Source organism: Streptomyces sp. NPDC004542 (genome assembly GCF_040610035.1).
Lineage (GTDB): Bacteria > Actinomycetota > Actinomycetes > Streptomycetales > Streptomycetaceae > Streptomyces.
Window position 1 is genome coordinate 1 of the sequence record NZ_JBEXLP010000017.1, and the last position, 24,560, is coordinate 24,560.

25 protein-coding genes and 1 pseudogene are annotated in these 24,560 nt (G+C 72.2%); 12 read left to right on the plus strand and 14 right to left on the minus strand.

Going from position 1 to position 24,560, the window contains the following annotated elements:
* A partial coding sequence (locus ABZX30_RS12625; protein WP_355932342.1) for an IS701 family transposase occupies positions 1–963 on the plus strand: 963 nt, incomplete at its 5' end.
* Between the two features lie 200 nt (positions 964–1,163).
* On the opposite strand, the gene ABZX30_RS12630 is transcribed toward ABZX30_RS12625, so the two are convergent.
* The 5 genes from ABZX30_RS12630 to xylB all read right to left on the minus strand — a co-directional run bounded on the left by ABZX30_RS12630 (position 1,164) and on the right by xylB (position 5,957).
* Positions 1,164–1,901 (minus strand): transposase, encoded by a 738-nt coding sequence (locus tag ABZX30_RS12630; protein WP_355932345.1) that lies wholly within the window; start codon positions 1,899–1,901, stop codon positions 1,164–1,166.
* Complete coding sequence (locus ABZX30_RS12635; protein ID WP_355932347.1) at positions 1,852–2,439, minus strand: transposase domain-containing protein; 588 nt, start codon at positions 2,437–2,439, stop codon at positions 1,852–1,854. Before ABZX30_RS12635 ends, ABZX30_RS12630 begins: the two co-directional genes overlap by 50 nt.
* Before the next feature lie 247 nt (positions 2,440–2,686).
* Positions 2,687–3,181 (minus strand): NUDIX hydrolase, encoded by a 495-nt coding sequence (locus ABZX30_RS12640; protein ID WP_355932349.1) that lies wholly within the window; start codon positions 3,179–3,181, stop codon positions 2,687–2,689.
* A 17-nt stretch (positions 3,182–3,198) separates the two neighbouring features.
* On the minus strand, positions 3,199–4,407 hold the full coding sequence (locus ABZX30_RS12645) for an ROK family transcriptional regulator (RefSeq protein ID WP_355932351.1): 1,209 nt from the start codon (positions 4,405–4,407) through the stop codon (positions 3,199–3,201).
* Positions 4,408–4,511: 104 nt separating this feature from the next.
* Positions 4,512–5,957 carry a xylulokinase gene (xylB, locus tag ABZX30_RS12650; RefSeq protein ID WP_355932354.1) on the minus strand — a complete coding sequence of 482 codons (1,446 nt, stop codon included), beginning with the start codon at positions 5,955–5,957 and terminating at the stop codon, positions 4,512–4,514.
* Between the two features lie 154 nt (positions 5,958–6,111).
* Between xylB and xylA the strand changes: the two genes are divergently transcribed.
* Both xylA and ABZX30_RS12660 read left to right on the plus strand, forming a co-directional pair.
* On the plus strand, positions 6,112–7,278 hold the full coding sequence (gene xylA, locus ABZX30_RS12655) for a xylose isomerase (RefSeq protein WP_355932357.1): 1,167 nt from the start codon (positions 6,112–6,114) through the stop codon (positions 7,276–7,278).
* 284 nt (positions 7,279–7,562) lie between these two features.
* Positions 7,563–7,802: a hypothetical protein gene (locus ABZX30_RS12660; RefSeq protein ID WP_355932359.1), complete on the plus strand. Its 240-nt coding sequence runs from the start codon at positions 7,563–7,565 to the stop codon at positions 7,800–7,802.
* Positions 7,803–7,814: 12 nt separating this feature from the next.
* On the opposite strand, the gene ABZX30_RS12665 is transcribed toward ABZX30_RS12660, so the two are convergent.
* Entirely contained in the window at positions 7,815–9,155 is a 1,341-nt protein-coding gene (locus tag ABZX30_RS12665; RefSeq protein WP_355932361.1) for an esterase-like activity of phytase family protein, read from the minus strand.
* 282 nt (positions 9,156–9,437) lie between these two features.
* Between ABZX30_RS12665 and ABZX30_RS12670 the strand changes: the two genes are divergently transcribed.
* The 3 genes from ABZX30_RS12670 (at position 9,438) to ABZX30_RS12680 (ending at position 13,203) form a co-directional block, all read left to right on the plus strand.
* Entirely contained in the window at positions 9,438–9,620 is a 183-nt protein-coding gene (locus ABZX30_RS12670) for a hypothetical protein (RefSeq protein WP_355932362.1), read from the plus strand.
* Between the two features lie 190 nt (positions 9,621–9,810).
* Positions 9,811–12,222 carry a hypothetical protein gene (locus tag ABZX30_RS12675; RefSeq protein WP_355932364.1) on the plus strand — a complete coding sequence of 804 codons (2,412 nt, stop codon included), beginning with the start codon at positions 9,811–9,813 and terminating at the stop codon, positions 12,220–12,222.
* A 168-nt stretch (positions 12,223–12,390) separates the two neighbouring features.
* A complete protein-coding gene (locus ABZX30_RS12680; RefSeq protein ID WP_355932367.1) occupies positions 12,391–13,203 on the plus strand; it encodes a hypothetical protein in 813 nt (270 codons plus the stop codon).
* A 37-nt stretch (positions 13,204–13,240) separates the two neighbouring features.
* Here ABZX30_RS12680 and ABZX30_RS12685 read toward each other — a convergent pair whose 3' ends face one another.
* The 3 genes from ABZX30_RS12685 to ABZX30_RS12695 all read right to left on the minus strand — a co-directional run bounded on the left by ABZX30_RS12685 (position 13,241) and on the right by ABZX30_RS12695 (position 15,221).
* Complete coding sequence (locus tag ABZX30_RS12685; protein ID WP_355932369.1) at positions 13,241–14,116, minus strand: hypothetical protein; 876 nt, start codon at positions 14,114–14,116, stop codon at positions 13,241–13,243.
* Positions 14,117–14,249: 133 nt separating this feature from the next.
* Entirely contained in the window at positions 14,250–14,555 is a 306-nt protein-coding gene (locus ABZX30_RS12690; RefSeq protein WP_355932371.1) for a hypothetical protein, read from the minus strand.
* A 123-nt stretch (positions 14,556–14,678) separates the two neighbouring features.
* Positions 14,679–15,221 carry a PadR family transcriptional regulator gene (locus ABZX30_RS12695; RefSeq protein WP_355932374.1) on the minus strand — a complete coding sequence of 181 codons (543 nt, stop codon included), beginning with the start codon at positions 15,219–15,221 and terminating at the stop codon, positions 14,679–14,681.
* A gap of 137 nt (positions 15,222–15,358) precedes the next feature.
* Between ABZX30_RS12695 and ABZX30_RS12700 the strand changes: the two genes are divergently transcribed.
* Complete coding sequence (locus tag ABZX30_RS12700) at positions 15,359–16,132, plus strand: alpha/beta hydrolase (protein ID WP_355932377.1); 774 nt, start codon at positions 15,359–15,361, stop codon at positions 16,130–16,132.
* 17 nt (positions 16,133–16,149) lie between these two features.
* Here the strand turns inward: ABZX30_RS12700 and ABZX30_RS12705 are convergent, their stop codons facing one another.
* On the minus strand, positions 16,150–16,749 hold the full coding sequence (locus ABZX30_RS12705) for a class I SAM-dependent methyltransferase (protein ID WP_355932380.1): 600 nt from the start codon (positions 16,747–16,749) through the stop codon (positions 16,150–16,152).
* 191 nt (positions 16,750–16,940) lie between these two features.
* On the opposite strand from ABZX30_RS12705, the pseudogene ABZX30_RS12710 reads away from it, so the two are divergent.
* A pseudogene (locus tag ABZX30_RS12710) lies at positions 16,941–17,141 on the plus strand (DUF742 domain-containing protein); the annotation flags it as partial.
* 71 nt (positions 17,142–17,212) lie between these two features.
* Positions 17,213–17,824: an ATP/GTP-binding protein gene (locus tag ABZX30_RS12715; RefSeq protein ID WP_355932538.1), complete on the plus strand. Its 612-nt coding sequence runs from the start codon at positions 17,213–17,215 to the stop codon at positions 17,822–17,824.
* Between the two features lie 18 nt (positions 17,825–17,842).
* On the opposite strand, the gene ABZX30_RS12720 is transcribed toward ABZX30_RS12715, so the two are convergent.
* Positions 17,843–18,271 (minus strand): PPOX class F420-dependent oxidoreductase, encoded by a 429-nt coding sequence (locus ABZX30_RS12720; RefSeq protein ID WP_355932382.1) that lies wholly within the window; start codon positions 18,269–18,271, stop codon positions 17,843–17,845.
* A gap of 94 nt (positions 18,272–18,365) precedes the next feature.
* Here ABZX30_RS12720 and ABZX30_RS12725 point away from each other — a divergent pair, with 94 nt between their 5' ends.
* Positions 18,366–18,779 (plus strand): roadblock/LC7 domain-containing protein, encoded by a 414-nt coding sequence (locus tag ABZX30_RS12725; protein WP_355932385.1) that lies wholly within the window; start codon positions 18,366–18,368, stop codon positions 18,777–18,779.
* Positions 18,780–18,904: 125 nt separating this feature from the next.
* Positions 18,905–19,864 (plus strand): DUF6397 family protein, encoded by a 960-nt coding sequence (locus ABZX30_RS12730; RefSeq protein ID WP_355932387.1) that lies wholly within the window; start codon positions 18,905–18,907, stop codon positions 19,862–19,864.
* Between the two features lie 7 nt (positions 19,865–19,871).
* Here the strand turns inward: ABZX30_RS12730 and ABZX30_RS12735 are convergent, their stop codons facing one another.
* Both ABZX30_RS12735 and ABZX30_RS12740 read right to left on the minus strand, forming a co-directional pair.
* Entirely contained in the window at positions 19,872–20,747 is an 876-nt protein-coding gene (locus ABZX30_RS12735) for an acyl-CoA thioesterase II (RefSeq protein WP_355932389.1), read from the minus strand.
* Positions 20,748–20,766: 19 nt separating this feature from the next.
* Positions 20,767–23,280 (minus strand): DUF3516 domain-containing protein, encoded by a 2,514-nt coding sequence (locus tag ABZX30_RS12740; protein ID WP_355932391.1) that lies wholly within the window; start codon positions 23,278–23,280, stop codon positions 20,767–20,769.
* Between the two features lie 145 nt (positions 23,281–23,425).
* On the opposite strand from ABZX30_RS12740, the gene ABZX30_RS12745 reads away from it, so the two are divergent.
* Complete coding sequence (locus ABZX30_RS12745) at positions 23,426–24,220, plus strand: metal-dependent hydrolase (RefSeq protein WP_355932393.1); 795 nt, start codon at positions 23,426–23,428, stop codon at positions 24,218–24,220.
* A 5-nt stretch (positions 24,221–24,225) separates the two neighbouring features.
* Here ABZX30_RS12745 and ABZX30_RS12750 read toward each other — a convergent pair whose 3' ends face one another.
* Positions 24,226–24,522, minus strand: a complete 297-nt coding sequence (locus ABZX30_RS12750; protein WP_355932396.1) for a type B 50S ribosomal protein L31 — start codon at positions 24,520–24,522, stop codon at positions 24,226–24,228.
* Between the last annotated feature and the right edge of the window lie 38 nt (positions 24,523–24,560).

Consider the following 24,560-nt stretch of genomic DNA (forward strand, 5'->3'; position numbering starts at 1 on the left):
CTGCTGAACCACTACCTGTGGGACGCGGACGCTGTGCGTGACGACGTCCGCGACGCGGTGGTGGAACACATCGGAGATCCCGTGGCGGGAGTTCTCATTCTTGACGAGACGGGATTCCTCAAGAAAGGAGTGCGGTCAGCGGGTGTCGCGCGCCAGTACTCCGGGACGGCCGGCCGGATCGAGAACTCCCAGGTAGCGGTCTTTCTGGCCTACGGGTCCGTGAAGGGCCGGGCGTTGATCGACCGGGAGTTGTATCTGCCGAAGGACTGGACGTCGGACCGCGAACGCTGCCGGTCCGCCGGTATCGGTGACGATGTCGAGTTCGCCACCAAACCGGACATGGGTCTGCGCATGCTTCAGCGCGCTGTGGAAGCCGGTGTCCCTTTCGGGTGGGTGACCGCCGATGAGCTCTACGGCCAGACGAGCCGGATCCGGATGTGGCTGGAAGAACACGACATCCCCCATGTCCTCGCCGTCCCGAAATCCCAGATGGTCATGACCATGGAATTCTTCGGCCAGGCCCGCGCGCACATCCTGGTCAGTGAACTCCCCGACGACGCATGGGAGCGTCTGAGCTGCGGTGACGGTGCCCACGGGCCACGCGAGTACGACTGGGCGGCGGCCCCGATCCGGCCCTGGCGACGGGAAGGCTGGGACCACTGGTTACTGGCGCGGCGCAGCACCACCGATTCCACGGACATCGCCTACTACATCTGCTTCTGCCCGGCCGGGACACCGCTGGAGGAACTTGCGCGGATCGCGGGATCGAGGTGGATGGTCGAGGAGTGCTTCCAGACCGCGAAGAACGAGACCGGGCTCGATCACTACCAGGTCCGCGGGTACACCGCGTGGTACCGGCATATAACCCTGTCCATGGCCGCTCTCGCCTTCCTCGCCATCTTGCGGGCAGAGGCAAAAAGGGGGATCCGAGCACCGGCGGAAATCAATCGCTCATACCCGTGACCATGAACGAAGCCCGGCGGCTCTTCAACCGCATCTCCTCTCCGATCCGCCACCGAACCCAGCACGTACTCGCATGGTCACTATGGCGAAGAAGAAGCCAAGCACGAGCCCGCATCAGTCATTACCAACGCAGAGGGCATCACGGAGTGTCGTTGCAGTACTAGTGCCAAGGCCGTGAAGTTTGCGGTTGGGGGAGGTTGTCAAGGGCCTGCGGGTGCGAGGATTTCGATGCCGGTGGTGGCTTTGTAGCTGGTCCGGTCGATGCGGGGGCCTCTGGCCTGGTACTTGGAGATGGCACGTTTGACGATGCGGGGGCTGACGCGTAGTCGCCGCTGGGGCAGCAGGCCGGCCAGGACGTGTCGGCCGATGGTGCCGACGAGGTCGACAACTGTGTCGGCGATGACGCCCGCGGCCTGGATGACCAGGTCGCGGGCGGTCTGCCAGGCGATGCTGAAGCTGGCGCGGTCGGGATCGGTGCCGTATCGGGTGCTGGTGGCGTCCGCCATGGCGGTCCGCAGTAGCTGGTAGACGACCAGCAGGGCGTAGATCTCCTGGTCGATGCCGTCCGGAGTGCGGGCCCGCAGGACCCGGCCGCCGAGGATGGTCGATTTCAGTTCCAGGTAGGCCGTCTCGATCTCCCAGCGCTGGTGATACAGCGTGGTCAGTTCGGCTGCCGGGTGGCGGTGGTGGTCGAGCAGGGTGGTGGCCAGCCGGTAGAGGCCGGTGTGTTTCCCGGCGGTGGTGGTGATGGTGATCTCGCAGTCGATGACGCGGACGCGCAGGTCGCCCAGCGCCGAGAGGTAGGAGCCGTCCCGGTAGCGGGCCAGGACGGGCATGCGACGGCCGTTCTTGAGCCGGACCAGGACCTCGGCTCCGGTGGCCGCGATGTCAGCCAGGAGCCGTTGGGCACCGAAGTTGCGGTCGGCCAGCAGGATCATCCCGGACCGCAGGCTGGGCAGCAGCCGCGGGGCGTAGGCGGTCTCGCCCCGCGGTGGTGGGGCCGAACACCGCGTCGACGAGGGTGCGGGTGCCGCAGGCGACCAGGGCGAGCATGCGGACCTGCGGGTATCCGGTCCCTCCATGGTTGCCGGCCTGCTTGGTGAACCTGGTCATGACAGCTGGCGTGTCGGGGACCGTCAGGGTGGTGCCGTCGAGCGCGACCACCAGCAGACCGTGCCAGCGGATCCCCGGCCTGTGCCCTGTCGCGGCCGGGCCCCGCAGCAGGTCGAACAGCCACCGCAGCGGTTCGCTGCCGACGCGGCGGCGGGCCTGGCCCAGCGCGCTCGCCGTCGGCGAGACCACCGGCAAGCCGGCCAGCGCCCCGGTGAGCTTGCGCCAAACGCCGAGGTAGCCCGTCTCGGGGAACAGACACGAGGCCAGGACCAGGTACACAACGACCCGGGAGGGCAGATCCCGCAGCCGACACTGCACGGCCCTGGTCGCGCTCAGCGCCGCATCGACCATCTCGAAGGGCACCAGCTGGGTGAGTTCACCCAGATGACCGGGCGCAAACCGGCCTCCGGCCACCGTGACGGTACGTGTGATGGCACACTGTTCGGACAGCGGAGCCTCCGGTCTTGTGAACGGCTTGTCTTGGTCGACTGCCAGTTCTACCGGGGCTCCGCTCCTCACGTTCGACGAAACCGCACCTCAAGGCCCTCTGGACAACCCCACCCGAGCCATAACTTCACGGCCTTGGTACTAGTGCCGGGGCACTGGGACACTAGCTGAGGGGCTCCCCTTCACGCAGGCACACGACGGTCCTGGAAAGTGCCGCCGTGTGCAGGGCGACGAGGGTGGTGAGACGTGCGGAGAGCGGCGTCCCGGCCAACTCGTCGACGGTGAACAGGCCGTGGCCGTCGTGCTCGGCGCTGAGCCGGACGAGTGCTTCGTCGTCGAGGGTGCCGCCGTGGACGAAGCAGTCGAGAACCGGTCCGGTCCCCAGGACGTCCACCCGGTGGTCGATACCGATCAGCACGGGGGACGGCCCCAGCTCGATGCCGGTCTCCTCCCGCGTCTCCCGCCGTGCCGCCGCCCACGGGTCCTCGCCGTGATCGACCATCCCGCCCGGCAGCCACCACGTTCCCGCGGCCGGCTGGCCGGGACCGTACCGCAGGAGCAGCATGCGGTCACGGTCGTCCAGCAGCACGACGCAGGAGGCCAGAAGGGCCTGCGGCTGGGTCCTGACCCATTCCTCACGAGGCATCCATTCCGCCATGTGTGCCCCCTGCCTCCTCAGCCTCGTTCCGCCACCGCCGCCGGATCGTCCAGGACGGCGCGTATGACCGAGTGCGCGGCGCCCAGCAGCGGCCCTTCGGAGCCCAGGCGGGACACCGACACCGGACAGGCGGGGCCCGCGGTGCGGCTCGCCAGTTCCGTCTCCAAGGACGGCAGGAGCCACGGAGACAGTTCCGCCAGCGCGCCGCCGAGCACGACGGATTCGGGATCGAGCAGGTTGACCGCCCCGGTCAGGGCGATGCCGAGGGCCGTACCCGCGTCGCGGAGCGCCCGCCGTACGTCCGCGTCCCCCTCCTCGGCCCGCCGGGCGAGCAGCCCCACCAGATCTGCGCCCGGTTCGAGTCCCGCCGCGCGCAGAACCGCTTCCTCACCGGCGTACTGCTCCAGGCACCCCCGCCCCCCGCACGGGCACCCGGGTCCGTCCGGGTGGACCGGTACATGCCCGAGCTCGCCGGCGAATCCCCGTGTCCCGCGCAGCAGTCCGCCGTCCACGACGACCGCGGCACCGATGCCGATCTCCGCCGACACGTGCAGGAAGTCACCGGGGGTGTCCGCACCGAGCCAGAGCTCCGCCAGCGCACCGAAATTCGCCTCGTTGTCCACGGTCAGCGGTACGTCCGTGGGCAGCAGGGCCCCGAGGTCGGTGTCGTGCCATTCGAGGTTGGGGGCGCGGACGACCGTGCGGGCGTCCCGCGCCACCAGGCCGGGCACGGCGACCGCAAGCCCGGCGGGCCACAGGCCCTCCCGCTCCGCCTCCGCGACCACCTGGCGGACGAGTGCGTCGAGTTCCTCGAGCACGGGTTCGGGCGCTCGGCCGCGGTTGGCGCGGTGCCGGACGGTCCGGGCCCTCACCTCACCGCGCAGGTCGACCGCGCACACCGCGAGGTGGTCGACGCCGACCTCCGCCCCTATCCCGGCCGGCCCCCGCCCACTGACCGCGAGCGCCGATCCCGGCCGTCCCACCCGGCCGGGCCGCTCGGGGCCCAGCTCGTGCAGCAGTCCCCACCGGACCAGCTCGTCCACCAGCGTCGACACCGCCGCCCGCGTCAGGCCGATGCGCGAGGCGACCGCGGCGCGGGAGAGCGGCCCCTCGGCGTTGACGGCGTGCATCACCCGGGCGAGGTTGCGGCGGCGCATGCCCTGCTGGGTGTCGGGCAGGGCCCGGCCGGGGCCGGCCGGGCGGGCCTCGTGCAGCGGTGCGCTCATGCCTCCCTCAGTCCTCGGTCCGTCTTCCCGGTCGGTGCGTCATGCCGTCGGTACGCCGGGCGGCCGGCCCGTACCCGAGCCGTCGCGCTCCGGACGGCCGACGGTCAGCGGCCGTCCGTCCCCCGTTCCAGCAACGGCGCCGCGTCGGAGAGTACCCCGGCGATCCGGGCCAGCGTCTCCTCGTCCCGTTCCACGGCGTCCAGCACCGGCCCGGCCGTGGTGTTCCAGCGGCGGGCGACCGCAGCCGGGTCCTCACCGGTCAGCAGTCCGGCCGCCTGCGCCGCGGCGCCGAGCGCGACCAGTTCCCTGGCCTCGGGCACCTGCACCGGCCGCCCCGACAGGCGCCGTACCGTCTGCTGCCAGGCCGCGCCCCGGGCCCCGCCGCCGATCAGCAGCAGCGGCGCGGTGCGGTCCGCGTCCTCGTCGAGGACCAGATCGAGCGCGCCGAGCAGGGAGTGCACGGCGCCGTCGTACGCGGCCTGCAACAGCTGCCCGGCGGTCGTGTCGTGCCGCAGGCCGTGCAGCAGGCCGGAGGCGTTCGGCAGGTTCGGGGTGCGCTCGCCGTCCAGGTAGGGCAGGAGCGTCACGGAGGTGCCGGGCTCGACGGCTTCACGGTCCAGGCCGAGCAGCGCTGCCACGCGGTCGACCGCGAGGGTGCAGTTCAGGGTGCAGGCCAGCGGCAGCCAGTCGCCACGCGCGTCGGCGAATCCCGCGACGGTGCCGCTCGGGTCGGCCGGGCGGCGCTCGGAGACGGCGTACACCGTCCCGGACGTGCCCAGGCTGAGTACCGGCGTGCCCGGGCGCAGCCCCAGGCCCAGTGCTGCCGCCGCGTTGTCGCCGGTGCCGGGAGCGACCAGGGTTCCCTTGGAGAACGGCAGGTCATGGCTGTCACGGACCGTCCCGGCCACCTCGCCCGGCCGCACCACCCGGGGCAGCAGCGCCGGTTCGAGGCCCACGTGCGCGAGGATCTCCTCGTCGTACGCCTCGGTCCCGGACGCCCACCAGCCCGTACCGGAGGCGTCGCCACGGTCGGTGGTGCCCTGCCCGGTCAGGTGCCCGGTGAGGTAGTCGTGGGGCAGCCGTACGGCGGCGGTGGCGCGGACCGCGTCCGGCTCGTGCTCGGCCAGCCAGGCCCACTTGGTGACCGTGAAGGACACGCCGGGCACACTGCCGGTCCGCTCCGCCCAGGCCTTCGGGCCGCCCAGCTCCTCGACGAGCCGGCTCGCCTGCGGCGCCGAGCGTACGTCGTTCCACAGCAGCGCCGGACGCACCGGCTCGCCCCGGGCGTCCAGGGTGACCAGGCCGTGCTGCTGGCCGCCGACCGACACCGCGGCCGCCTCGCGAGCCGCGTCCCCGCACTGGTGCAACGCCGTGCACAGGGCCTCCCACCACTGCCGGGGGTCGCTCTCCCGGCGGGCGCCGGAGGAGACCGTGTGCGGCGCCTGGCCGCTCGCCACGATCCGCCCGGTGGCCGCGTCGACGACCAGGACCTTGGTGGACTGGGTGGACGAGTCCACCCCGACGACGAGCGGACCCTCGGCTGCTGACATCGGGCTCTCCCTCTTTCCGCGGCTCGCGGGATCTGGCCTCGAGATCCGGCCTCGAGAACATCCTGTCCCTTCCCAGGGACGCGAGTGCATACTAATTTGTAAATCGCCATGACGAAATAGTCGCCAGCGAGCGAAGCGAGCAAGGAGCCGCGGCATGAGCTACCAGCCCACCCCCGAACACAGGTTCACCTTCGGCCTGTGGACCGTCGGCTGGCAGGGACGGGACCCGTTCGGCGACGCCACGCGCCGTGCCCTCGACCCGGTCGAGACGGTGCAGCGCCTGGCCGAACTGGGCGCCTACGGTGTGACGTTCCACGACGACGACCTGATCCCCTTCGGGTCCTCGGACACCGAGCGCGAGTCGCACATCAAGCGCTTCCGCCAGGCCCTCGACACGACCGGCATGACCGTGCCGATGGCCACCACCAACCTCTTCACGCACCCGGTCTTCAAGGACGGCGCGTTCACCGCCAACGACCGCGACGTGCGCCGCTACGCGCTGCGCAAGACCATCCGCAACATCGACCTTGCGGTCGAGCTGGGCGCGAAGACGTACGTGGCCTGGGGCGGCCGGGAAGGCGCCGAGTCCGGCGCCGCGAAGGACGTGCGCGTCGCCCTCGACCGTATGAAGGAAGCCTTCGACCTCCTCGGCGAGTACGTCACCGCCCAGGGCTACGACCTGCGCTTCGCCATCGAGCCCAAGCCGAACGAGCCGCGCGGCGACATCCTGCTGCCCACCGTCGGCCACGCGCTGGCGTTCATCGAGCGTCTGGAGCGGCCGGAGCTGTACGGCGTCAACCCCGAGGTCGGCCACGAGCAGATGGCCGGGCTGAACTTCCCGCACGGCATCGCGCAGGCCCTCTGGGCGGGCAAGCTCTTCCACATCGACCTCAACGGCCAGTCCGGCATCAAGTACGACCAGGACCTCCGCTTCGGCGCCGGTGACCTGAGGGCCGCGTTCTGGCTGGTCGACCTCCTGGAGAGCGCCGGTTACGACGGTCCCCGCCACTTCGACTTCAAGCCGCCGCGGACCGAAGACCTCGACGGCGTGTGGGCGTCGGCGGCCGGCTGCATGCGCAACTACCTCATCCTGAAGGAGCGTGCGGCGGCCTTCCGCGCCGACCCGGAGGTCCAGGAGGCACTGCGCGCCTCGCGTCTGGACCAGCTGGCGCAGCCCACCGCGGCGGACGGCCTGCAGGCCCTGCTCGCCGACCGTGCGGCCTTCGAGGACTTCGACGCGGAGGCGGCCGCCGCGCGCGGAATGGCCTTCGAGCGCCTCGACCAGCTGGCCATGGACCACCTGCTGGGGGCGCGCGGCTGAGCGCACGCACGCGCGCGTGCTGGTGACGTGCACGCGCGCTGGCGCTGACCTGCCCGCGCACGGAATGCTCCGGAACCGTGCGGTCCATGGTGTGAGCCGCTGTCAGCCACCGTGCGCCGGTCGCCCGATGAACCGCGTGAGGCGATGGTGGACGGTATGACCACACCATCCGTACCGCCTGCGCCGCCCGGACCGCCGGGCGGCGCTTTCGGACCGCCCGCCGACGGCGGGGCCCCGGCCCCCGCGGGCGCCGGGGTGCGCTCTTCGCCGGCCTGGCCGTGCTCGTGACGGCCTCCGGCCGTGACGGCTCCCCGGACGACCAGCGGCCGGGGAGCGGTGTCACCTCCAGCCGCTCCCCGCGGCCCTCGCCCGGTCTCCCGACCGAACTGACCGGCAGGCTGCCGTCGGGCCCGCCGTCCCGGCTGCCGAGCGGTCTGCCGTCCGGGTTCCCCGGCGTGCTGCCGAGCGAGGTGCCGAGCCATTCGCAGTCGCTCATCACCTCGCTGCCGGACACCCTGCCCTGAGACCGGCGCCCGTCAGATGCCGGCCGGCAGCCGGACGTAGGTCACCGTCGTCTCGACTCCGCTGTCCACCAGCCGGCCCCGCGCGTCGAAGGCGCCCGCGCCGTCCGTCATCCCGAAGTCGTTGTCGTTGACCAGCGCCAGTGTGTCGTCGTCCACACGCGCGACGCCCTCGATCTTCCCCGGCACCCCGGCGACCTTGCCCAGGTCGACGACGAGGCGCTTGGCGAGTACCGGGACGCCCTCGGCCGCCGGGTCGTCGAGCTGCTCCAGTGACGGGGACGTCGTGTCGTCGTCCCAGGGGCCACCGAGGATGTCCGCCCCGCGCCGCAGTTTCACCAGGTGGAGCCGGGCCGCCTTGTCGGTGCGCTCCTCCACCAGGAGCCGGTCACGGCCCACGGCCACCACCGAGGAGATCTTGAGCTCCGACGTGTCGTCCTCGCTCGGGTCGACCACGTTCACCGGGTCGAACCGGTAGGCGTACTCGGCGGTGACCGCCTTCCTCTTCGGCGAGAACCGCAGCAGACGGGTCGTCTGCGAGGCGTTCCCGGCGTCCGCGTCGGGCAGCGAGAGGGGGCTCTGCAGCGCCATCACCAGGTCACCGCCCGGCAGCTGGGCCAGCCCCTCGAAGCCGCGGTTGCTCTTCCGGTGCAGCAGCACCGCCGGCAGCGCCTCCACGACCGGGTAGTCGGTGCCGGTGAGACCGAGCCCCCGGGGCACGTAGCGGGTGAGCACCCTCCCGCGCGCGGAGACGTGTACCAGGGACGGGCCGTACTCGTCGACGAGCCAGAAGGTCCCGTCCTCGGCCCGCACGATCCCCTCGGTGTCCAGGCCGTTCGGGTTGTACGGCAGCTGGGTGGCGGCGTCGTAGGTGTACGGCACCTCGTCGCGGCCCTGCTGGTTCGACAGCCCGGTGACGGGCTTTCCGGAGGACGTGGTGACGGGGACCGCGTCGATCACCTTGACGGTGTCGCCGGACACCCGGATCCGCACGATCGCCGGATCGAAGCCCGGTACCGGGAAGGTGCGACGCTTCTGGCCGCCCACCTTGATCTGGCCGTTGGGGCCACGGTCGGTCACCGTCCAGTACTCGCCCTTGCGCCCGGCCGGGTAGATGTCGCTGCCGATGCCGCCGAGGTCGACGCCCCGGTCGTCGTCCACGGTGCCGGGCAGCAGCGTGTTGCTGAACGCGCCGAGCGGGATGTCGCCGAGTGTGGCCGTGCGGGTGACGTACGCGTCCCCCGAGGGCGCCGCCGCGGCCGTGCCGGCCGCCACGAGCGCGGCCGCCAGGGCCAGTGGCAGACCGGTGGCGGCGGTGCGGTGGACGCGGCGCCGGCTGGTGGTGTGCGGGGACATCGTGCCTCCTGGTGGGCAGGTTCGCTGACGCGGCCAGATTTGGGCCCTCAGCGGAACCGCCCACGGCCGGCAGGTGAACGCCGGGCGTCGCCCACTGATCGGCTTCAGCAGGACGGACCGGACGGCGTCTTCGCGGGGGGAAGGCTCTCCTGGGAGGCCCTTCTCAGGGGTGCGTCAGGGACGAGACTCAGGGATGTCTCAGGGACACGGCCCGGAACCGCCGAAGGCGCGGGCCCGTTCTCAGATCAGAGAGCGGCAGTGGCCGCGAAGGAGGCGACGCTCATGTCCAACAACGCGAAGATCGCCGCAGGAGGTGTGGCGGTCGGGCTCATCCTGCTCATATGGCTGCCCTGGTGGGTCTCGTTCCTGATCGTCCTGGGAGTTCCGGCTGCCGCGTACCTCACGCTGGATCCCTCGCAGCGACGCAGGCTGCGCCGCGCCGCGCGCAAGGAGATCGGCCGCTGAGGTGCCGGGAGGGGAGGAGGAACTGGCCTCGTCGCTGCCCGCGGACCGGACCGTCGGCCGGTCCGCGGGCCGGTCCGCGGGCAGCGACGAGCCCGCGGCCGCGAATTCGCTTGCGCCGTCGATCACCGGAGGCCACGATGACGGCCATGATGTACGGAAAGGAGGCCCAGCGACTCCACGGTGAGCGCTGATGGCCGGACACGAGGCGTCCCGGACGCCCTCCCGACAGCCCCTTGCTCCCCAGGCGCCGCTGACGCCCGCCTGGCTGAGGACCCACTTCGACCCGCTGCCGTTCCCGGAACGGATGAGTGCCCTGGCGCGCTACGCCCGCGCCCTCGCTCCGGACGCCTACGAAACCCTGCGCCAGACCCTCGACACCGGCGACCGCGACGAACGGCACACCGCCCTGTTCCTGGCCGTCGTACGGCGTGACCTGGAACGGGTGGCCGATGTCCGCACGGACCCGCTGCTCGGGCGCCGGGCCCGTGCGGCGGCCATCCGGCTGCCGGTCCCCGAACACGCCCTGGAACGGGTGGCGCTGAGCGAGATCAGGGCCACCCGTCACGACACCTTCGGGGTGCTCAGGCTCAGTCGCCGGCACGCGCTCGCCGCCCGGCTGCTGCCCCGGGTCCACGAGCGGTACGGGAGGCGCGACGCGGCCGCGCTGCTGCCCGCCTGCCCCGCCGAGACCGCGGCGGTCTGGCTGAGCCGCCTCGATCCGTCCCAGGGTGTCCTCAGCTGCCTGGCCCGCACCGCACCCAGGGCCGTGGCCGGGTATCTCGCGGCACAGTCCGAAGCGTGGCCACGGCAAGGAAGGCACCGCTTCACGACCCGGTACCGCGCCGTCGCCTCGATCGCCGCCCACCGCGATCCCGGCACGGCACTCCTGCTCCTGGAACGGGCCCCTGCCCTGCTCACCCCGCAAGGGATCCTCTCCGCGCTCCGACGGCCCGCCGAAGCGGCGGCCGTCCTGCGCGCGGCGGAACCCGACGAGGACGGCCGGCTGTCCTGCCTTTCCGTGCCGACCGGGGCACTGCCGCCCTCCGTACGGCGTGCACTGCGCGAACTGCCCGCCGAAGAACTCGCGTTCCTGGCCGAGCGCTGCCCCGCCACCGGCAGCCGCGTGCACGGACACCAACGGCGTGAGATCACCCCAGACGCGCTGCTTGCGCTCCTGCCCGCGGCGGACCGGCGACGCGTCGCCGAGCGCCGTCTCAGCGGCGGCAGGCGGCTGTTGAGAGCCCCGCTCGGTCTGTTCGCCGCCCTCACCCCCGCCGACCGCGCGGACCTGATCCAGCCCCGTCTGGACCGGCACAGCAGCCCCTGGCTCCGAGCCCGGCTGGCCGCGGCCCTGCCGTTGTCCGATGCCGAACCGGTGCTGCGGAACATCACCTCGGACCACCGGTCCCACCTCCGGGCCCTGGCCTGGCCCGCGCTGCTGGCCTGCGCGGAACTCGACGGCGAACCCGAAGAGTTCGCCCGGATCGCGGCCGACTGCGAACGCGCCTGGCACGACCATAGGGACGTACGCCACGAGACCCTGGAGCAACTGGCAGGCGCCGCACCGCGCCTGCTGGCGGCCCTGCCCGAGCGAGTGCTGCGTGATGCCGTGCTCACCACCGTCCAGTCGCGGGACACGACACCGGCCTGTCTGGCCGCCGCCGAGCGGCTGCTGCGCCGCGTCGTCGAACAGGCCGCACGGGCCGGTCGGCACGACCGTGCCGTCCACGGGGCAGAACTGCTCGGCCAGGTCGTGCTGGAGACCCCGCGCGCCGGGGCGGTGGCCGCCCTGAACGTCGACGAGAAGACCGCCCGGGCCATCTGGGGGGCCACTTCCGGGCCGGCGCGGAACCGGCCCGACGTCACCGTCGCGCTCGCCGAACTCCTCACCCACCGGCTCACCGTCCTGCCCGGCCTGGATTCCGCGGTCCGACAACTCGCGCTCACCTGCGACGACCCGGAACTCGCCGCCCGTGCCGCGGCGGTCTGGCTCCGGCCGCCGCACCTGCGGGAGCGGCGCTGCGCCGAACTCGTCGCCCTGGACGCCACCTTCGCGACCCTGCCGGTGGTCCTGCGGACCCTCACCGTCCGGCGCACGGACCTGCTGGACACCGTCCTCACGGCCGCACGAGAACGGTTCACCGGACGGCTACGGCCCCGCCCGCTGCCCTGGGCGCCCAAGGTGCACCCCGAGCCCATGGGCCGGTGGCTGCCGCGCCAGCGGGAGGCGTGGGCCGGGTACCTCGCCCGCGTGGCCGCCGACGAGACCGCACCGCTGCGCACCCGGGCCGACGCCGCGGCCCTGCTCAGGGACCCCCAGTGGCTGACGGCGCTGGCACAGGACGCCCCGCAGCCCGTGGCCGCGGCGGCGCTCACCGCCCTCGGGGAAGCCACCGACCGCACACCGGAAACCGCCCGCACCGGACTGCGGGACCTCCTGCTGCAGCACGCCGGGACCGCAGGAGAGCGCGGACGGGCCGCACTGGCGGCGCTGCGGCGGCTCCTGGAGCGGGCCCGCGACCGCAACGCCGTGGCCCTGCTCGCCCCCGTCGCGGCGGCCACCGACGCGCCCGTGGGCACGCGTAAGGAGGCCGTCCGCTGAGCACCCTGGACGGCTCGTTCGAGGCCCTTCTGGCCTCCTGGGACGCGCCCGGCCAGCATCCGGACGTCCGGGCGGTCCTGGCCCGCGCGCTGCTGCCCGGCATCGACCGCGCCGGCGTCGCGGACCGGCTGCGCGGCGGCCGACGAACCCGCCGTACGGGACGCCGTCGTGCACACGCGCGTGTGGACGGTCCCCGGCACCGAGGGCGAGCCGTACCGGGCGTTCCTCGTGCGGCTCGTGGAGGAGGGCGGCGAGGACACCGCGGCGGCCGCCTGCGAGGCGCTCGCGGGCCGGCTGACGCCCGGGGCCACCGAAGCCCTCCGCGTGCTGTCCGCGGTGATGGCAGACCCGGACCGGCCCCAGTGGGTCTGGAGGGCGGCGGCACAGCAGTTGCCGTGCTTCCCGCCGGGGCCGGTCGCCGAGGCCGCCGCACGCTCCGCGTTCGACGCCCTGGCGGGGCGGGCCCGCGCCGACGATCCGGAAGCACGCGTCGAGGCGTTGCGGCGCCTGCACCAGTGGGGCGAGGACATACGGCCGGGCCTCGGGCACGGCACGGCGCTGCATCTCCTGGACGGCCTGGCCGGCACGCTGGAGTCCGTCGGGTTGCACGCCGACGCCGCGCGCCTCAGCTGGGAGGTCGCGGTGGAGGCCGTGCGCCACGGAATCCACGAGGAGCAGCGGTGGAAGCGTCTGGCCCGGTTGTGCGAGACGGGCCCGGGACGCATCCCCGGCACCGCCGGCCACGTACCCGTGAACCTGGACCGGCCGCTCACGCGCGCGGCCCTGCTCGCCGCCGCCCGCAGCCTGCGCACGCGTGCGACGGCAGTGTCCGGGCTGCTCGCCCTGGCCCTGGTCCGGGTCGGCGGCGACAGAACGGGCTGGGCGGAGCCGTGGCGGGCCGAACTGGCGGCCCTCAGGGCCCACGAGGACCCGGACGTCGCCCTGGGGGCCCTCCTGGTCGTCCCGGACAGGAGTGGATGACGCACCGCCGCCGGTGCCGGGCACGGCGCCGGCGGCGTCAGCTCGGCCGCACCGCCAGCTTGTCGAGCGCCTGCAGCAGGCCGGGCAGCTCCGGGCCCCGGCCCACCGGCAGGACCTCGCCGGGTTCCTCGTCCAGCAGCAGGAACGCGATGTCGTCGGTGCGGGCCACCATCGACCAGCCCGGGCCGTCGGCCCGCAGCGTGCGGGCGTCCCCCGGAGCGAACGACGAGCGGACCCTGCCGAGCGGTGGTGGCGTGTCCACGTATGCGCGAGCCTCGGCCAGGGCACGCCGGATGCCGCGGTGACCCTGCGACGACGACGTCCTCGTCCCGTCGTCCCGCGCCTCCGCCGAGCCGTCCCGTGCGTCCGCTCCGCCGCCTGCCGCCGGGGCCGGGCCGTCCGGTGCCGGGAAGTCGGCCTCGTTGACCTGCCCCCGCCACATGGCCCACTGCGAGGCGATCTCGTCGGCGCCCAGACGCCGCTGGGCCGGACCCCAGGTGCTGGTGTCCGGCGGGGTCAGCGGCGGCCGGTCCGCGACCTCGGGGCCCGGGTCGTGCGGCGCGGGCACGTTCGGAGCGGCGACGGCGACCGCCAAGGGCCAGCCGGGCAGTGCGGCGACGACCGTGCGTTCGTCCGGCGACAGGTCGTACTCCATGCCGCAGTCCCAGGAGGCGATCGCGACGGCGACCAGCGAGACGTCGTCGATGACGACCGTCCAGCGAGCCCCGTCGCCGTCCTGGCCGAGCACCAGGCCGTAACCGTCCGCGCGCGGCGCCAGGCCGAGCGCGGCGCACGCCTCCGGATAGTCGTCGCCCAGCACGCTCGGAAACTGCGCCGGCGTCAGCAGTACAGCCGTGAGCACGTACAGCGCATCGTCCGCGGCGGCGACGGTCTCCTCTTCCGTCCCAGGCATCCCAGCCTCCCCAGTGGTTCGTCCAACGGCGCGCACCCTAGTGCGAGCGGAATGCCGTTGTCACGACTCCCCCCACTCGTGGAGCTGCAGGTATCCCCCTGGACAGGGCGAAATGCCGCTCCTTGGACCCCGTTCAGGCCGCGGGCAGCCCCAGCAGATCACGGGCCACCTTCCGCGGTGACTCGTCGCGTTCCCGGGCCAGCACCAGGACGGCCCGGCAGGCCAGCTCGCTCACCCCGAACGACAGCGCCTCCGGCGACACCCAGGACGCGGCCTCGTCCATCCGGTCCTGGTCGTCCTCCGTGCGGGCGGACACATAGGCGGCCGCCGCATCGAACAGATTGCGCGTGCGCTTCCCACCCCCGCCACCTGCCCCCGGGCGTCCTGAGACGGCCGGCCGGGCGATCTTCTCGCGGATCCTGTCCCACACACGGGCCATGGTCCCCTCCGTGGTTTCCCTTGCCGATCATCCATCCGTCACCGCTCAACGTAGAGTCGGAGCCTCGGTGGCGAAAGAGGGACGCCGCGGTGAAGCGGCCTGTGGCTCCGGCCGCGCACCCCGCTACGCGCGGCAGTCGCCGAGCTCCTCGAGCGAGGCCAGGGTCTCGCGCAGCCAGGTGAGTTCGGCCCGGCTCGTGGCCCGGGCGACGGTGAGAACGCCGCGCCGGAACGGATCGTCCAGCTCCTCGGCGCGCAGGGGGCGGTCGCCGTCGTAGAAGAAGCTGGCCGGCTCCTCCAGGAAGGCCAGGCGGCGGCGCAGCACCGCCGCCTGCGCGGCAGGGGCTTCGAGGTGCCGGAGAAAGGCGAGCACCGTGAACCAGCGGTTCTCGTCGGTGATGTCGCGCGGGTCCGGTTCGGCGAGCCTGCGCCGCAGCTCGCGCGCGCCCTCCTCGGTCAGCGTCAGCACATGGCGCGGCGCGGCCACGGAGCCCGGCTCGGTGGCACGCGCCAGGAGGCCGGCCTTCTCCAGGCGTTTGATCGCGGGGTACAGCGTGCTCTCGGCGATGGGCCGCACGTGTCCCGTCAGTGCCGCGATGTGCTTGCGCAGGACGTAGCCGTGCAGCGGGGCGTCGTACAGGAATCCGAGGATGGCGAGCTCCAGCATGCTCGCATTGTCTCAGGCCGGCGGTATGTCGTGGAGTTCATATGTCGCACTGCGAGTACATCCATTCAGTAATACATCGTGGTCGATGTATGCTCGGTGAGCCGACAGCCGCCACGGCTGTGACCCAGGAGGACGTGATGAAGGACGCCGAGTTCGACGGCAGGGGAAGCCGTATCCGCTGGACCGAGACGCCGGGCGCCGAGCCCGCTCGCGTGTACGTGCACGGCCTGGGGGCGGCCTCGGCCGTGTACCACGCGCACATCGCGGCACGTCCCGAACTCATCGGCCGGCGCAGCCTGTTCGTCGATCTGCCCGGGCACGGCGTGAGCGACAGGCCGGAGGACTTCGGCTACACCCTTGAGGAGCACGCCGACGCCGTGGCGGCCGCGCTGGACGTGTCGGGCCTGACGGGGGCCGAGCTGATCGCGCACAGCATGGGCGGCGCCGTCGCCGTCGTACTCGCCCACCGGCGGCCCGACCTGGTCTCCCGGCTGGTCCTCACGGAAGCCAATCTCGACGCCTTCCCGCCGGCCGGCGCCGGCAGCAGCCACATCGCCTCGTACGGGGAGGAGGAATTCGTCGCGGGCGGCTACGCGCGCGTGCTGGAGACGGTCGGCCCCCTGTGGGCGTCGACCATGCGGCTGGCCGACCCGCGCGGACTGCACCGCAGCGCCGTCGGTCTGAGGAGGGGCTCGGACCCCGTCACGCGCACCATCCTGGAGGGGCTGGGGATCGAGCGGGTGTACCTCCAGGGCGAGCTGAGCGGAGAACTGCCCGGCAGGGAGGGACTGGAGGCGGCCGGTGTCCGCGTGCGGACCGTGCCGGCCGCCGGACACAACATCATGTTCGACAACCCCGACGCGTTCGTGGCGGCGGTCGCGGGGACGGACCGGTCGCGCACCGCGGCCTGAAGTCCGGCGACAGGGGGTCATCCCTCGCGGACCGCCAGCGCCAGGAAGCGGGCGTCCTCGTCGACGTACGACCTCATGTGCCATCCGGAACCGGCCAGCAACGGACCCAGGTTGGCCTCGGCGCGCAGGTCGTCCGGGGTGATGCGGCGGCCCTGGCGAGCGGCCAGCGCCGCCCGGCCGATCGGGTGGAACAGAGCCAGGGTGCCGCCGGGACGCACCACGCGCCCGAGCTCCCGGAGGTTCTCCGGCGGATGAGGCAGGTGGGAGATCAGGCCCGCGCCGAACACGGCGTCGAACGCTCCGGACCGCAGGGGCAGCGCGGCGACGTCGGCCAGCAGCAGCCGCCCGTGACGGTCCCGCCCCGCCCGTACGGCTGCCCGCAGCATCGCCGGTGTCAGGTCGACCCCGACGACCACGCCGGACGGCCCCACGGCGGTACGGAGCGGCGGCAGCGCGCGGCCCGTGCCGCAGCCGGCGTCGAGCACGCGGTCGCCGGGGCGCAGCCCGAGAGCGGCGACGGCGGCCGCGTAGGCCGGGCCGTCGTCCGGGAACCTGCTGTCCCAGTCGTCCGCCCGGGCGGTGAAGAACTCCTGGACGTGTGTGTGGTCGTCGCTCATGGTCCGCATGATCCCCCACGTGCAGGGAGGAGGGATGTCCTGCGCACACGTTCGAGCGTGACGCGATCGTTCCAGCGCACGTCTGTGCCAGATTCCAGGACCTTTCGAAATGCGCCCTCTTTGTGCGCCTCGGCCGGGGCTGGCGTCCCGGGGCCATGGGACACCTGGACCACGCCTCCCCCGGCCGGCTGACGCCCGTCGGCCTGTACCGCACGGAAACCCGGTCGGCCGCCGAACTCGCCGCCGGCGCCGACCTCCCGGTGGGCGTGATCAGGGTGCTGCTGGGCGACCTGCTGGAACTCGGCTGTGGCACGGTCAGCCGCCCGGTACCGCCGGCCCGGCTGCCCGACGAACGGATTCTGCGCGAGGCCATCGCGGGATTGCGGGCGCTGCAGATGACAGTTCCCCACCCACCGGACCCACGGCGCGCCGCCGGCCGCGACTCGCACCCCCGAGAGAAGTGATCACGGTCATCGAGCACCCCGACGTCACGGACGGCGACGCGCCCGCCCTGGCGCTGAAGATTCTGGTCGCCGGCGGATTCGGCGTGGGCAAGAGCACCCTGGTCGGCGCGGTCAGCGGCGAGATCCGTCCGCTGCGCACCGAGGAACGGCTCAGCGAGGCCGGTCGGCTGGCCGACGACACCGACGGTGTGGACCGGAAGGTCACCACCACCCTGGCCATGGACTTCGGCCGCATCACCATTTGCTCCTGCCTGTCCCTGTACCTCTTCGGCACACCGGGCCAGGACCGCTTCTGGTTCCTGTGGGACGAGCTGTCACACGGCGCCCTCGGAGCAGTGGTCCTGGCGGACGCCCGGCGGCGCGAGAGCTGCTTCCCGGCCGTGGACTACCTCGAGCACCGGCACATCCCGTTCGTCGTGGCCGTCAACTGCTTCGCCGGCGCCCGCACCCACGGCGCCCACGACGTCTGCCGTGCCCTCGACCTCGACCAGGGCACGCCCGTGGTCCTGTGCGACGCCCGCGACCGGGACTCCGGAAAGGAGGTGCTGATCCGGCTCGTCGAGTACGCCGGGCGGATGTACACCGCCCGGCTGCTTGACTCGGTGGGCTGACCGGCCGACGCCGGTGTCTCAGCCCGTCAGGTCCTTCAGCGCCACCACGTGGTCCACGGTGACGCGGACCAGGAGTTCGCCCGGAACGCCGTTGCGGGCACCGAACTCCTCGGCGCGTTCCTCACCCATGTACCGTGCGGCGATCCGGGTCGCCCACTCGCGGACCTCGCCGAGGTCCTCGGACAGCCGGGCGCGGCCGCTCAGCGTCACGAAGTGGAAGGGGGGCCGGTCGTCGTCCACGCAGAGCGCGACGCGCCCGTCACGAGTCAGGCTCCGCCCCTTCACGGTCTCCTTGCCCGTGTTGAAGACCACTTCGTCGCCGTCCAGCAGGAACCAGATCGGCGCTACGTGCGGGCTGCCGTCGGCGCGCACGGTGGACAGTTTGCCGGTGCGGGTGCCCTCCGACACGAACGCCCGCCATTCCTCATCGGTCATCTTCTGTGCCATGCCCCCATCCTCCTTGCCCGGACGGCGGCCGTGGGGAAGGCTTGCTGGAACTCCCTCCAGTCAGGGGGAGACGTCACACGGGGAGAGACGGAAGATGGCGCAGAACCAGGGACTCGGGTGGCTCCTGGACGACCTGACCGGGCGCGTGGAACAGGTGCGGCACGCGCTGGTCCTGTCGAACGACGGTCTGGTGACGGGCGCGAGCACCGGTCTCCGCCGCGAGGACGCGGAGCACCTCGCCGCCGTCGCGTCCGGACTGCACAGCCTGGCCAAGGGTTCGGGACGCCACTTCGGCGCGGGCAGAGTCCGTCAGACGATGATCGAGTACGACGACGCCGTACTGTTCGTCACCGCCGCAGGCAGCGGCAGCTGTCTGTGCGTGCTCAGCGGGGCGGAGGCCGACATCGGCCAGATCGCCTACGAGATGACGCTGCTCGTCAACCGCGTCGGCGAGCACCTCGGCGTGGACGACCGACAGCCGGGGCGTGAGCCGAAGGAAGACCTCTGACCTGCGCATTCTTCGCTCCTCAGCGAGTTGTCCACAGGCCTGCCCCGAGATTCGCCGGACCGGCTACGGTTTTTTCACGGCGAGCGCGGACGGCGTGAGCCACCGACTCCACGGGGGAGACGACCATGTCGGGCAACACCATCGCGGCACAGCGTGACCTGACCTGCGCACCGAGCCGCGCCGCTCGCGAACTCGGTCTCAGGCGAGGTGAATTCGACCTCGCGGTACACCTCGGCCGGATCCGTACGGTGCCCGACGAAGGCGTGGGCGGGGGCCGCCGCGTCGCGCGGGCCGAGATCGATCGCCTGCGCGGGCAGGACGGATTCCCGGAATCGATCCGGGAGAGCGTCAGGGCCGTGGGCACCACGGAGGGCGCGGCGCTGATGGACGTGCCGGCCGCCAGGTTCACCCGTCTCGCGCGCCTCGGCCTGGTGGTTCCGGTGAAGTTCTACTTGAACCGGTACCGCGCCGTGGTCTGGCTGTATCTGGCCGAGGAACTGCGGAAGTTCGCGGCGGACGAGCGGAACGCCCGCCTGCTGACCGGCCGTACCCCTCAGCCTCTGCGCGACCGGCTGGGGGAGGGGCAGGACCTGCGGGCCCGCACCTGGCGTGGACGGCACCTCGGATTCCTGCTGCGGCAGGCCCGCGATCCGTGGGAGCGCGCCGGGGCCGTGGCCGCCTTCCTCGACCCCGCCCACGTCACGGACATGGTCGCGGACCCCTACGAACGGGCTCAGGTGAACCGGTTCCGGCCGGGACCGCCGGCCCACTGCGCCCCGGGCTCGCCCTCGGCGGAACTCATCGAGTGGATCATGACGGCGGACGACCCGGACGAGGTCGGCCGGCTCCGCAGCGAGCTGGCGCAGGCGCTCGCCGAGGCGCGCGCCCACCGGCCCGCCCCGCGCCCGGTGACCTGCCAGGCCCTGCCCGCACGACACCTGGCCCCGTCGGTATCCCCTACGGGCCCGTCCGCACCGCACTCGCCCCCACCCCCGGCCGCACCGGACGCGGCGTGCGCACCGAAGCCGTCACGTGGACCACGGGGCTGGCTGCGCCGCAGAAGCCGTCTGCCCACCGGGCACTGAGCAGTGGTCACAGCGACTGCAGGGGCCTGAAGAGTCCTTCCTGGACGACCGACACGAGCAGACGTCCGTGCAGGTCGTAGATCCGCCCGCGGGCCAGACCGCGGCCTCCTGTCGCGATCGGCGACTCCTGGTCGTACAGGAACCACTCGTCCGCCCGGAACGGCCGGTGGAACCACATGGCGTGGTCGAGCGAGGCCATGTCGAAGTTCCGCGGGCCCCACAACGGCTCGACCGGAATGCGGACCGCGTCCAAGAGGGTCATGTCGCTGGCGTAGGTGAGCGCGCAGGTGTGCACCAGCGGGTCGTCGCCCAGCGGGCCGACCGCCCGCATCCACACCGCGCTGCGCGGCTCGGCGCCCTTGATCTCCTCGTCGTGCCAGCGCAGCCCGTCGGCGTAGCGGATGTCGAAGGGCTGGCGGCGCGCCATCCGCTCCAGCTGCTCGGGCAGCGCGCCCAGGTGCTCGCGGATCTCCTCCGTGACCGTCGGCAGGGATTCCGGGTGCGGCACCTCGCGGGCGGGCGGCAGCTGGTGCTCAAAAGGTCCTTCCTCAGGCTTGTGAAAGGAGGCGGTCAGATTGAAGATCGTGCGGCCCTGCTGTACCGCGGTGACCCGGCGCGTCGTGAACGACCGCCCGTCCCTGACCCGTTCCACCTGGTACACGATCGGCAACCCCGGGCGGCCCGGGCGCAGGAAGTATGCGTGCAGCGAGTGCACCGGACGGTCGCCGTCCGTAGTGCGCCCGGCGGCGACCAGGGCCTGGCCCGCCACCTGCCCGCCGAAGACCCGCTGCAGGGACTCCTGCGGGCTCGGTCCACGGAAGATGTTGACCTCGATCTGCTCCAGGTCGAGCAGGTCGACGAGTCTCTCGGCCGGATTCGTCATGGGTGGGGGTCTCCTGTGCTCACAGCTGGCCGACATCGGTGACGCGGACGACCGCACGGCCCTCCGCGTCGGAGGCCGCGAGGTCGACCTCCGCGCTGATGCCCCAGTCGTGGTCGCCCTGGGGGTCTTCGAAGATCTGGCGGACGCGCCAGAGCTTGTTCTGCGGCTCCTCCTGGATCACCAGCAGCTTCGGGCCGCGGGCGTCGGGACCGGTGCCGAGGTCGTCGTACTCGTCCCAGTACTTGTCCATCGCCTCGCCCCAGGCCTCGGCGTCCCACCCGGACTCGGCGTCCATCTCGCCCAGTTCGCCGACCTGATCGAGGGCGGCGAGCTCCACGCGGCGGAACATCGCGTTGCGGACCAGCACCCGGAAGGCACGCGCGTTGGTGGTCACCGGTTTGACCTCGTCGGCCTTCTCCTGAGCCTCCTCGGCGGTCATCTCCTCCGGGTTGGCGAGCTGCTCCCACTCGTCGAGGAGGCTGGAGTCGACCTGGCGCACCATCTCGCCGAGCCATTCGATCAGGTCCTGCAGGTCCTCCGACTTGAGGTCGTCCGGAATGGTGTGGTCCAGGGTCTTGTAGGCGCCGGCCAGGTAGCGCAGCACGATGCCCTCGGTGCGCGCCAGATCGTAGAAGGACACCAACTCCGTGAAGGACAGCGCGCGTTCGTACATGTCACGGATCACGGACTTCGGCGACAGCGGATGGTCGCCGACCCAGGGGTGACTCTTGCGGTACGTGTTGTACGCGTGGAAGAGCAACTCCTCCAGGGGCTTCGGGTACGTCACGTCCTGGAGGCGCTCCATGCGCTCCTCGTACTCGACGCCGTCCGCCTTCATCGCGGCCACCGCCTCGCCGCGCGCCTTGTTCTGCTGCGCGGCGAGGATCTGCCGCGGGTCGTCCAGGGTGGACTCCACGACCGACACCATGTCGAGGGCGTAGGACGGCGACTCCGGGTCCAGCAGCTCGAACGCGGCGAGCGCGAACGTGGACAGCGGCTGGTTGAGGGCGAAGTCCTGCTGGAGATCGACCGTGAGGCGGACGATACGGCCGGTGGGGTCCGGCTCCTCGAGCTTCTCGACGATGCCGCCGTCCAGCAGCGAGCGGTAGATCGCGATCGCCCGCCGGATGTGCCTGAGCTGCTGCTTACGCGGCTCGTGGTTGTCTTCCAGGAGGTGGCGCATCGCCTCGAAGGCGTTGCCGGGCCGGGCGATCACCGACAGCAGCATCGTGTGCGTGACCCTGAAGCGCGACGTCAGCGGTTCCGGCTCGGAGGCGATCAGCTTCTCGAAGGTGTTCTCCGTCCAGCCGACGAAACCCTCCGGTGCCTTCTTGCGCACCACCTTCCGGCGCTTCTTCGGGTCGTCGCCCGCCTTGGCGAGCGCCTTCTCGTTCTCGATGACGTGCTCGGGCGCCTGCGCGACCACGAGCCCCGCCGTGTCGAAGCCGGCCCGGCCGGCCCGGCCCGCGATCTGGTGGAACTCACGGGCGCGCAGGGTGCGTACACGGCTGCCGTCGTACTTGGTCAGAGCCGTGAACAGCACCGTCCGGATGGGCACGTTCACGCCGACACCGAGGGTGTCCGTGCCGCAGATGACCTTCAGCAGGCCGGCCTGTGCCAGCTTCTCCACCAGACGCCGGTACTTGGGCAGCATGCCGGCGTGGTGGACGCCGATGCCGTGGCGGACGTACCGGGAGAGGTTTCGGCCGAACTTCGTGGTGAAGCGGAAGTTGCCGATCAGCTCGGCGATCTGGTCCTTCTCCTCACGCGAGCACATGTTGATGCTCATCAGCGCCTGCGCCCGCTCCACGGCCTGCGCCTGGGTGAAGTGCACGATGTACACCGGCGCCTGCCTGCTCTCCAGCAGTTCGGTGAGCGTCTCCGTGAGCGGGGTGAGCTTGTACTCGTAGGACAGGGGGACCGGGCGGGTCGCCGAGCGGACCACCGACGTGGGGCGGCCGGTGCGCCGGGTGAGGTCCTTCTCGAAGAAGGAGACGTCGCCGAGTGTGGCCGACATCAGGACGAACTGCGCCTGCGGAAGTTCGAGCAGCGGGATCTGCCAGGCCCAGCCGCGGTCGCCCTCCGCGTAGAAGTGGAACTCGTCCATGACGACCTGGCCGACGTCCGCGTTCTTGCCGTCGCGCAGCGCGATGGACGCGAGCACCTCGGCGGTGCAGCAGATGACGGGCGCGTCGGCGTTCACGGAGGCGTCGCCGGTGAGCATGCCGACGTTCTCGGTGCCGAAGAGCTTGCACAGCTCGAAGAACTTCTCCGACACCAGCGCCTTGATGGGCGCCGTGTAGAAGGTGACCTCGTCCCGGGCCAGCGCGGCGAAGTGGGCGCCCGCGGCGATCATGGACTTGCCCGAACCGGTGGGCGTCGACACGATCACGTTCGCACCCGAGACCGCCTCGATCAGCGCCTCCTCCTGGTGGGGGTAGAGCGTGAGACCGCGCTCCTGAGCCCACGACTCGAAGGCTTCGTAGAGGGCGTCGGGGTCGGCGGTCGGCGGCAGCTGATCGATGAGGGTCACGCACCCATCTTGCCTGGCCCGACGGCCGATGGGGGAATCGGCTGTGAGCGGGAAGATCACGGCGGCTACGCTGTGTCGCCGACGGAGCGTCAACGCACCCGGTCAACTGGACAGCGGCACACGAGGAACAGGGCGGACAACGGCCATGATGGGACCAGCACACTCACTGTCGGGGGCCGCTGCCTGGCTCGGCGTCGGAGCGGCCGCCGCCGCTGCGGGCCACCCGATGCCCTGGCCGGTGCTCCTGGTCGGTGCGCTGATCTGTGCCGGCGCCGCGCTCGCCCCCGACCTCGACCACAAGGCGGCGACCATCTCGCGCGCCTTCGGACCGTTCTCCCGCTGGATCTGCGAGATCGTGGACAAGCTGTCCTACGCCGTCTACAAGGCGACCAGGAAGCAGGGCGACCCACGGCGCTCCGGCGGGCACCGGACGCTGACGCACACCTGGCTGTGGGCTGTCCTGATCGGCGGCGGCTGCTCGGCGGCGGCGATCACCGGGGGCCGGTGGGCGGTGCTGGCGATCCTGTTCGCGCACATGGTCCTGGCCATCGAGGGCCTGCTGTGGCGGGCGGCCCGCGGCTCGAGCAGCGACGTCCTGGTCTGGCTGCTGGCCGCGACCAGCGCGTGGATCCTGGCGGGCATCCTGGACAAGCCGGGCAGCGGGTCCGACTGGCTGTTCACCGAGCCCGGGCAGGAGTACCTGTGGCTGGGGCTGCCCGTCGTGCTGGGGGCGCTGGTGCACGACATCGGGGACGCGCTGACCGTCTCCGGCTGCCCGATACTGTGGCCGATCCCGGTGGGCCGCAAGCGCTGGTACCCGGTGGGGCCGCCGAAGGCGATGCGGTTCCGGGCGGGCAGCTGGGTCGAGCTCAAGGTGCTGATGCCGGTGTTCATGCTGCTCGGCGGAGTGGGCTGCGCGGCGGCGCTGGGCGTCATCTGACGGACTCAGGCCGGCTCGCCGCCCCCGCCCGGGACGGACCCGCCGGCGGATCCGGCGTCCGCCCTGTCGTACCTGCGCTCGAAGCGCGCGACGCGCCCCTCGGTGTCGACCGTGCGGGCCTGACCGGTGTAGAAGGGGTGGCTCTCCGAGGAGATCTCCACGTCGACGACGGGATACGTCTCACCGTCGTCCCATTCGATGGTCCGGTCGCTGGTCGCGGTGGACCGGGTCAGGAAGGCGTACCCGGCGGCGCGGTCGCGGAAGACGACGGGGTGGTAGTCGGGGTGCTTGTCCTGCTGCATGGCGGCTCCTCGCACGGGGCGGTCGGCGGGCCCGCTGC

What these genes read in the sequence shown, in the direction of transcription:
- ABZX30_RS12700 (WP_355932377.1), top strand. Translation starts at nt 15,359, where the DNA reads ATGAAGGACGCCGAGTTCGACGGCAGGGGAAGCCGTATCCGCTGGACC.
- xylB (WP_355932354.1), bottom strand. Translation starts at nt 5,957, where the DNA reads ATGTCAGCAGCCGAGGGTCCGCTCGTCGTCGGGGTGGACTCGTCCACC.
- ABZX30_RS12630 (WP_355932345.1), bottom strand. Translation starts at nt 1,901, where the DNA reads ATGATCCTGCTGGCCGACCGCAACTTCGGTGCCCAACGGCTCCTGGCT.
- ABZX30_RS12670 (WP_355932362.1), top strand. Translation starts at nt 9,438, where the DNA reads ATGTCCAACAACGCGAAGATCGCCGCAGGAGGTGTGGCGGTCGGGCTC.
- ABZX30_RS12675 (WP_355932364.1), top strand. Translation starts at nt 9,811, where the DNA reads ATGGCCGGACACGAGGCGTCCCGGACGCCCTCCCGACAGCCCCTTGCT.
- ABZX30_RS12645 (WP_355932351.1), bottom strand. Translation starts at nt 4,407, where the DNA reads ATGAGCGCACCGCTGCACGAGGCCCGCCCGGCCGGCCCCGGCCGGGCC.
- ABZX30_RS12750 (WP_355932396.1), bottom strand. Translation starts at nt 24,522, where the DNA reads ATGCAGCAGGACAAGCACCCCGACTACCACCCCGTCGTCTTCCGCGAC.
- ABZX30_RS12695 (WP_355932374.1), bottom strand. Translation starts at nt 15,221, where the DNA reads ATGCTGGAGCTCGCCATCCTCGGATTCCTGTACGACGCCCCGCTGCAC.
- xylA (WP_355932357.1), top strand. Translation starts at nt 6,112, where the DNA reads ATGAGCTACCAGCCCACCCCCGAACACAGGTTCACCTTCGGCCTGTGG.
- ABZX30_RS12745 (WP_355932393.1), top strand. Translation starts at nt 23,426, where the DNA reads ATGATGGGACCAGCACACTCACTGTCGGGGGCCGCTGCCTGGCTCGGC.
- ABZX30_RS12730 (WP_355932387.1), top strand. Translation starts at nt 18,905, where the DNA reads ATGTCGGGCAACACCATCGCGGCACAGCGTGACCTGACCTGCGCACCG.
- ABZX30_RS12665 (WP_355932361.1), bottom strand. Translation starts at nt 9,155, where the DNA reads ATGTCCCCGCACACCACCAGCCGGCGCCGCGTCCACCGCACCGCCGCC.
- ABZX30_RS12725 (WP_355932385.1), top strand. Translation starts at nt 18,366, where the DNA reads ATGGCGCAGAACCAGGGACTCGGGTGGCTCCTGGACGACCTGACCGGG.
- ABZX30_RS12685 (WP_355932369.1), bottom strand. Translation starts at nt 14,116, where the DNA reads ATGCCTGGGACGGAAGAGGAGACCGTCGCCGCCGCGGACGATGCGCTG.
- ABZX30_RS12735 (WP_355932389.1), bottom strand. Translation starts at nt 20,747, where the DNA reads ATGACGAATCCGGCCGAGAGACTCGTCGACCTGCTCGACCTGGAGCAG.
- ABZX30_RS12690 (WP_355932371.1), bottom strand. Translation starts at nt 14,555, where the DNA reads ATGGCCCGTGTGTGGGACAGGATCCGCGAGAAGATCGCCCGGCCGGCC.
- ABZX30_RS12705 (WP_355932380.1), bottom strand. Translation starts at nt 16,749, where the DNA reads ATGAGCGACGACCACACACACGTCCAGGAGTTCTTCACCGCCCGGGCG.
- ABZX30_RS12640 (WP_355932349.1), bottom strand. Translation starts at nt 3,181, where the DNA reads ATGGCGGAATGGATGCCTCGTGAGGAATGGGTCAGGACCCAGCCGCAG.
- ABZX30_RS12720 (WP_355932382.1), bottom strand. Translation starts at nt 18,271, where the DNA reads ATGGCACAGAAGATGACCGATGAGGAATGGCGGGCGTTCGTGTCGGAG.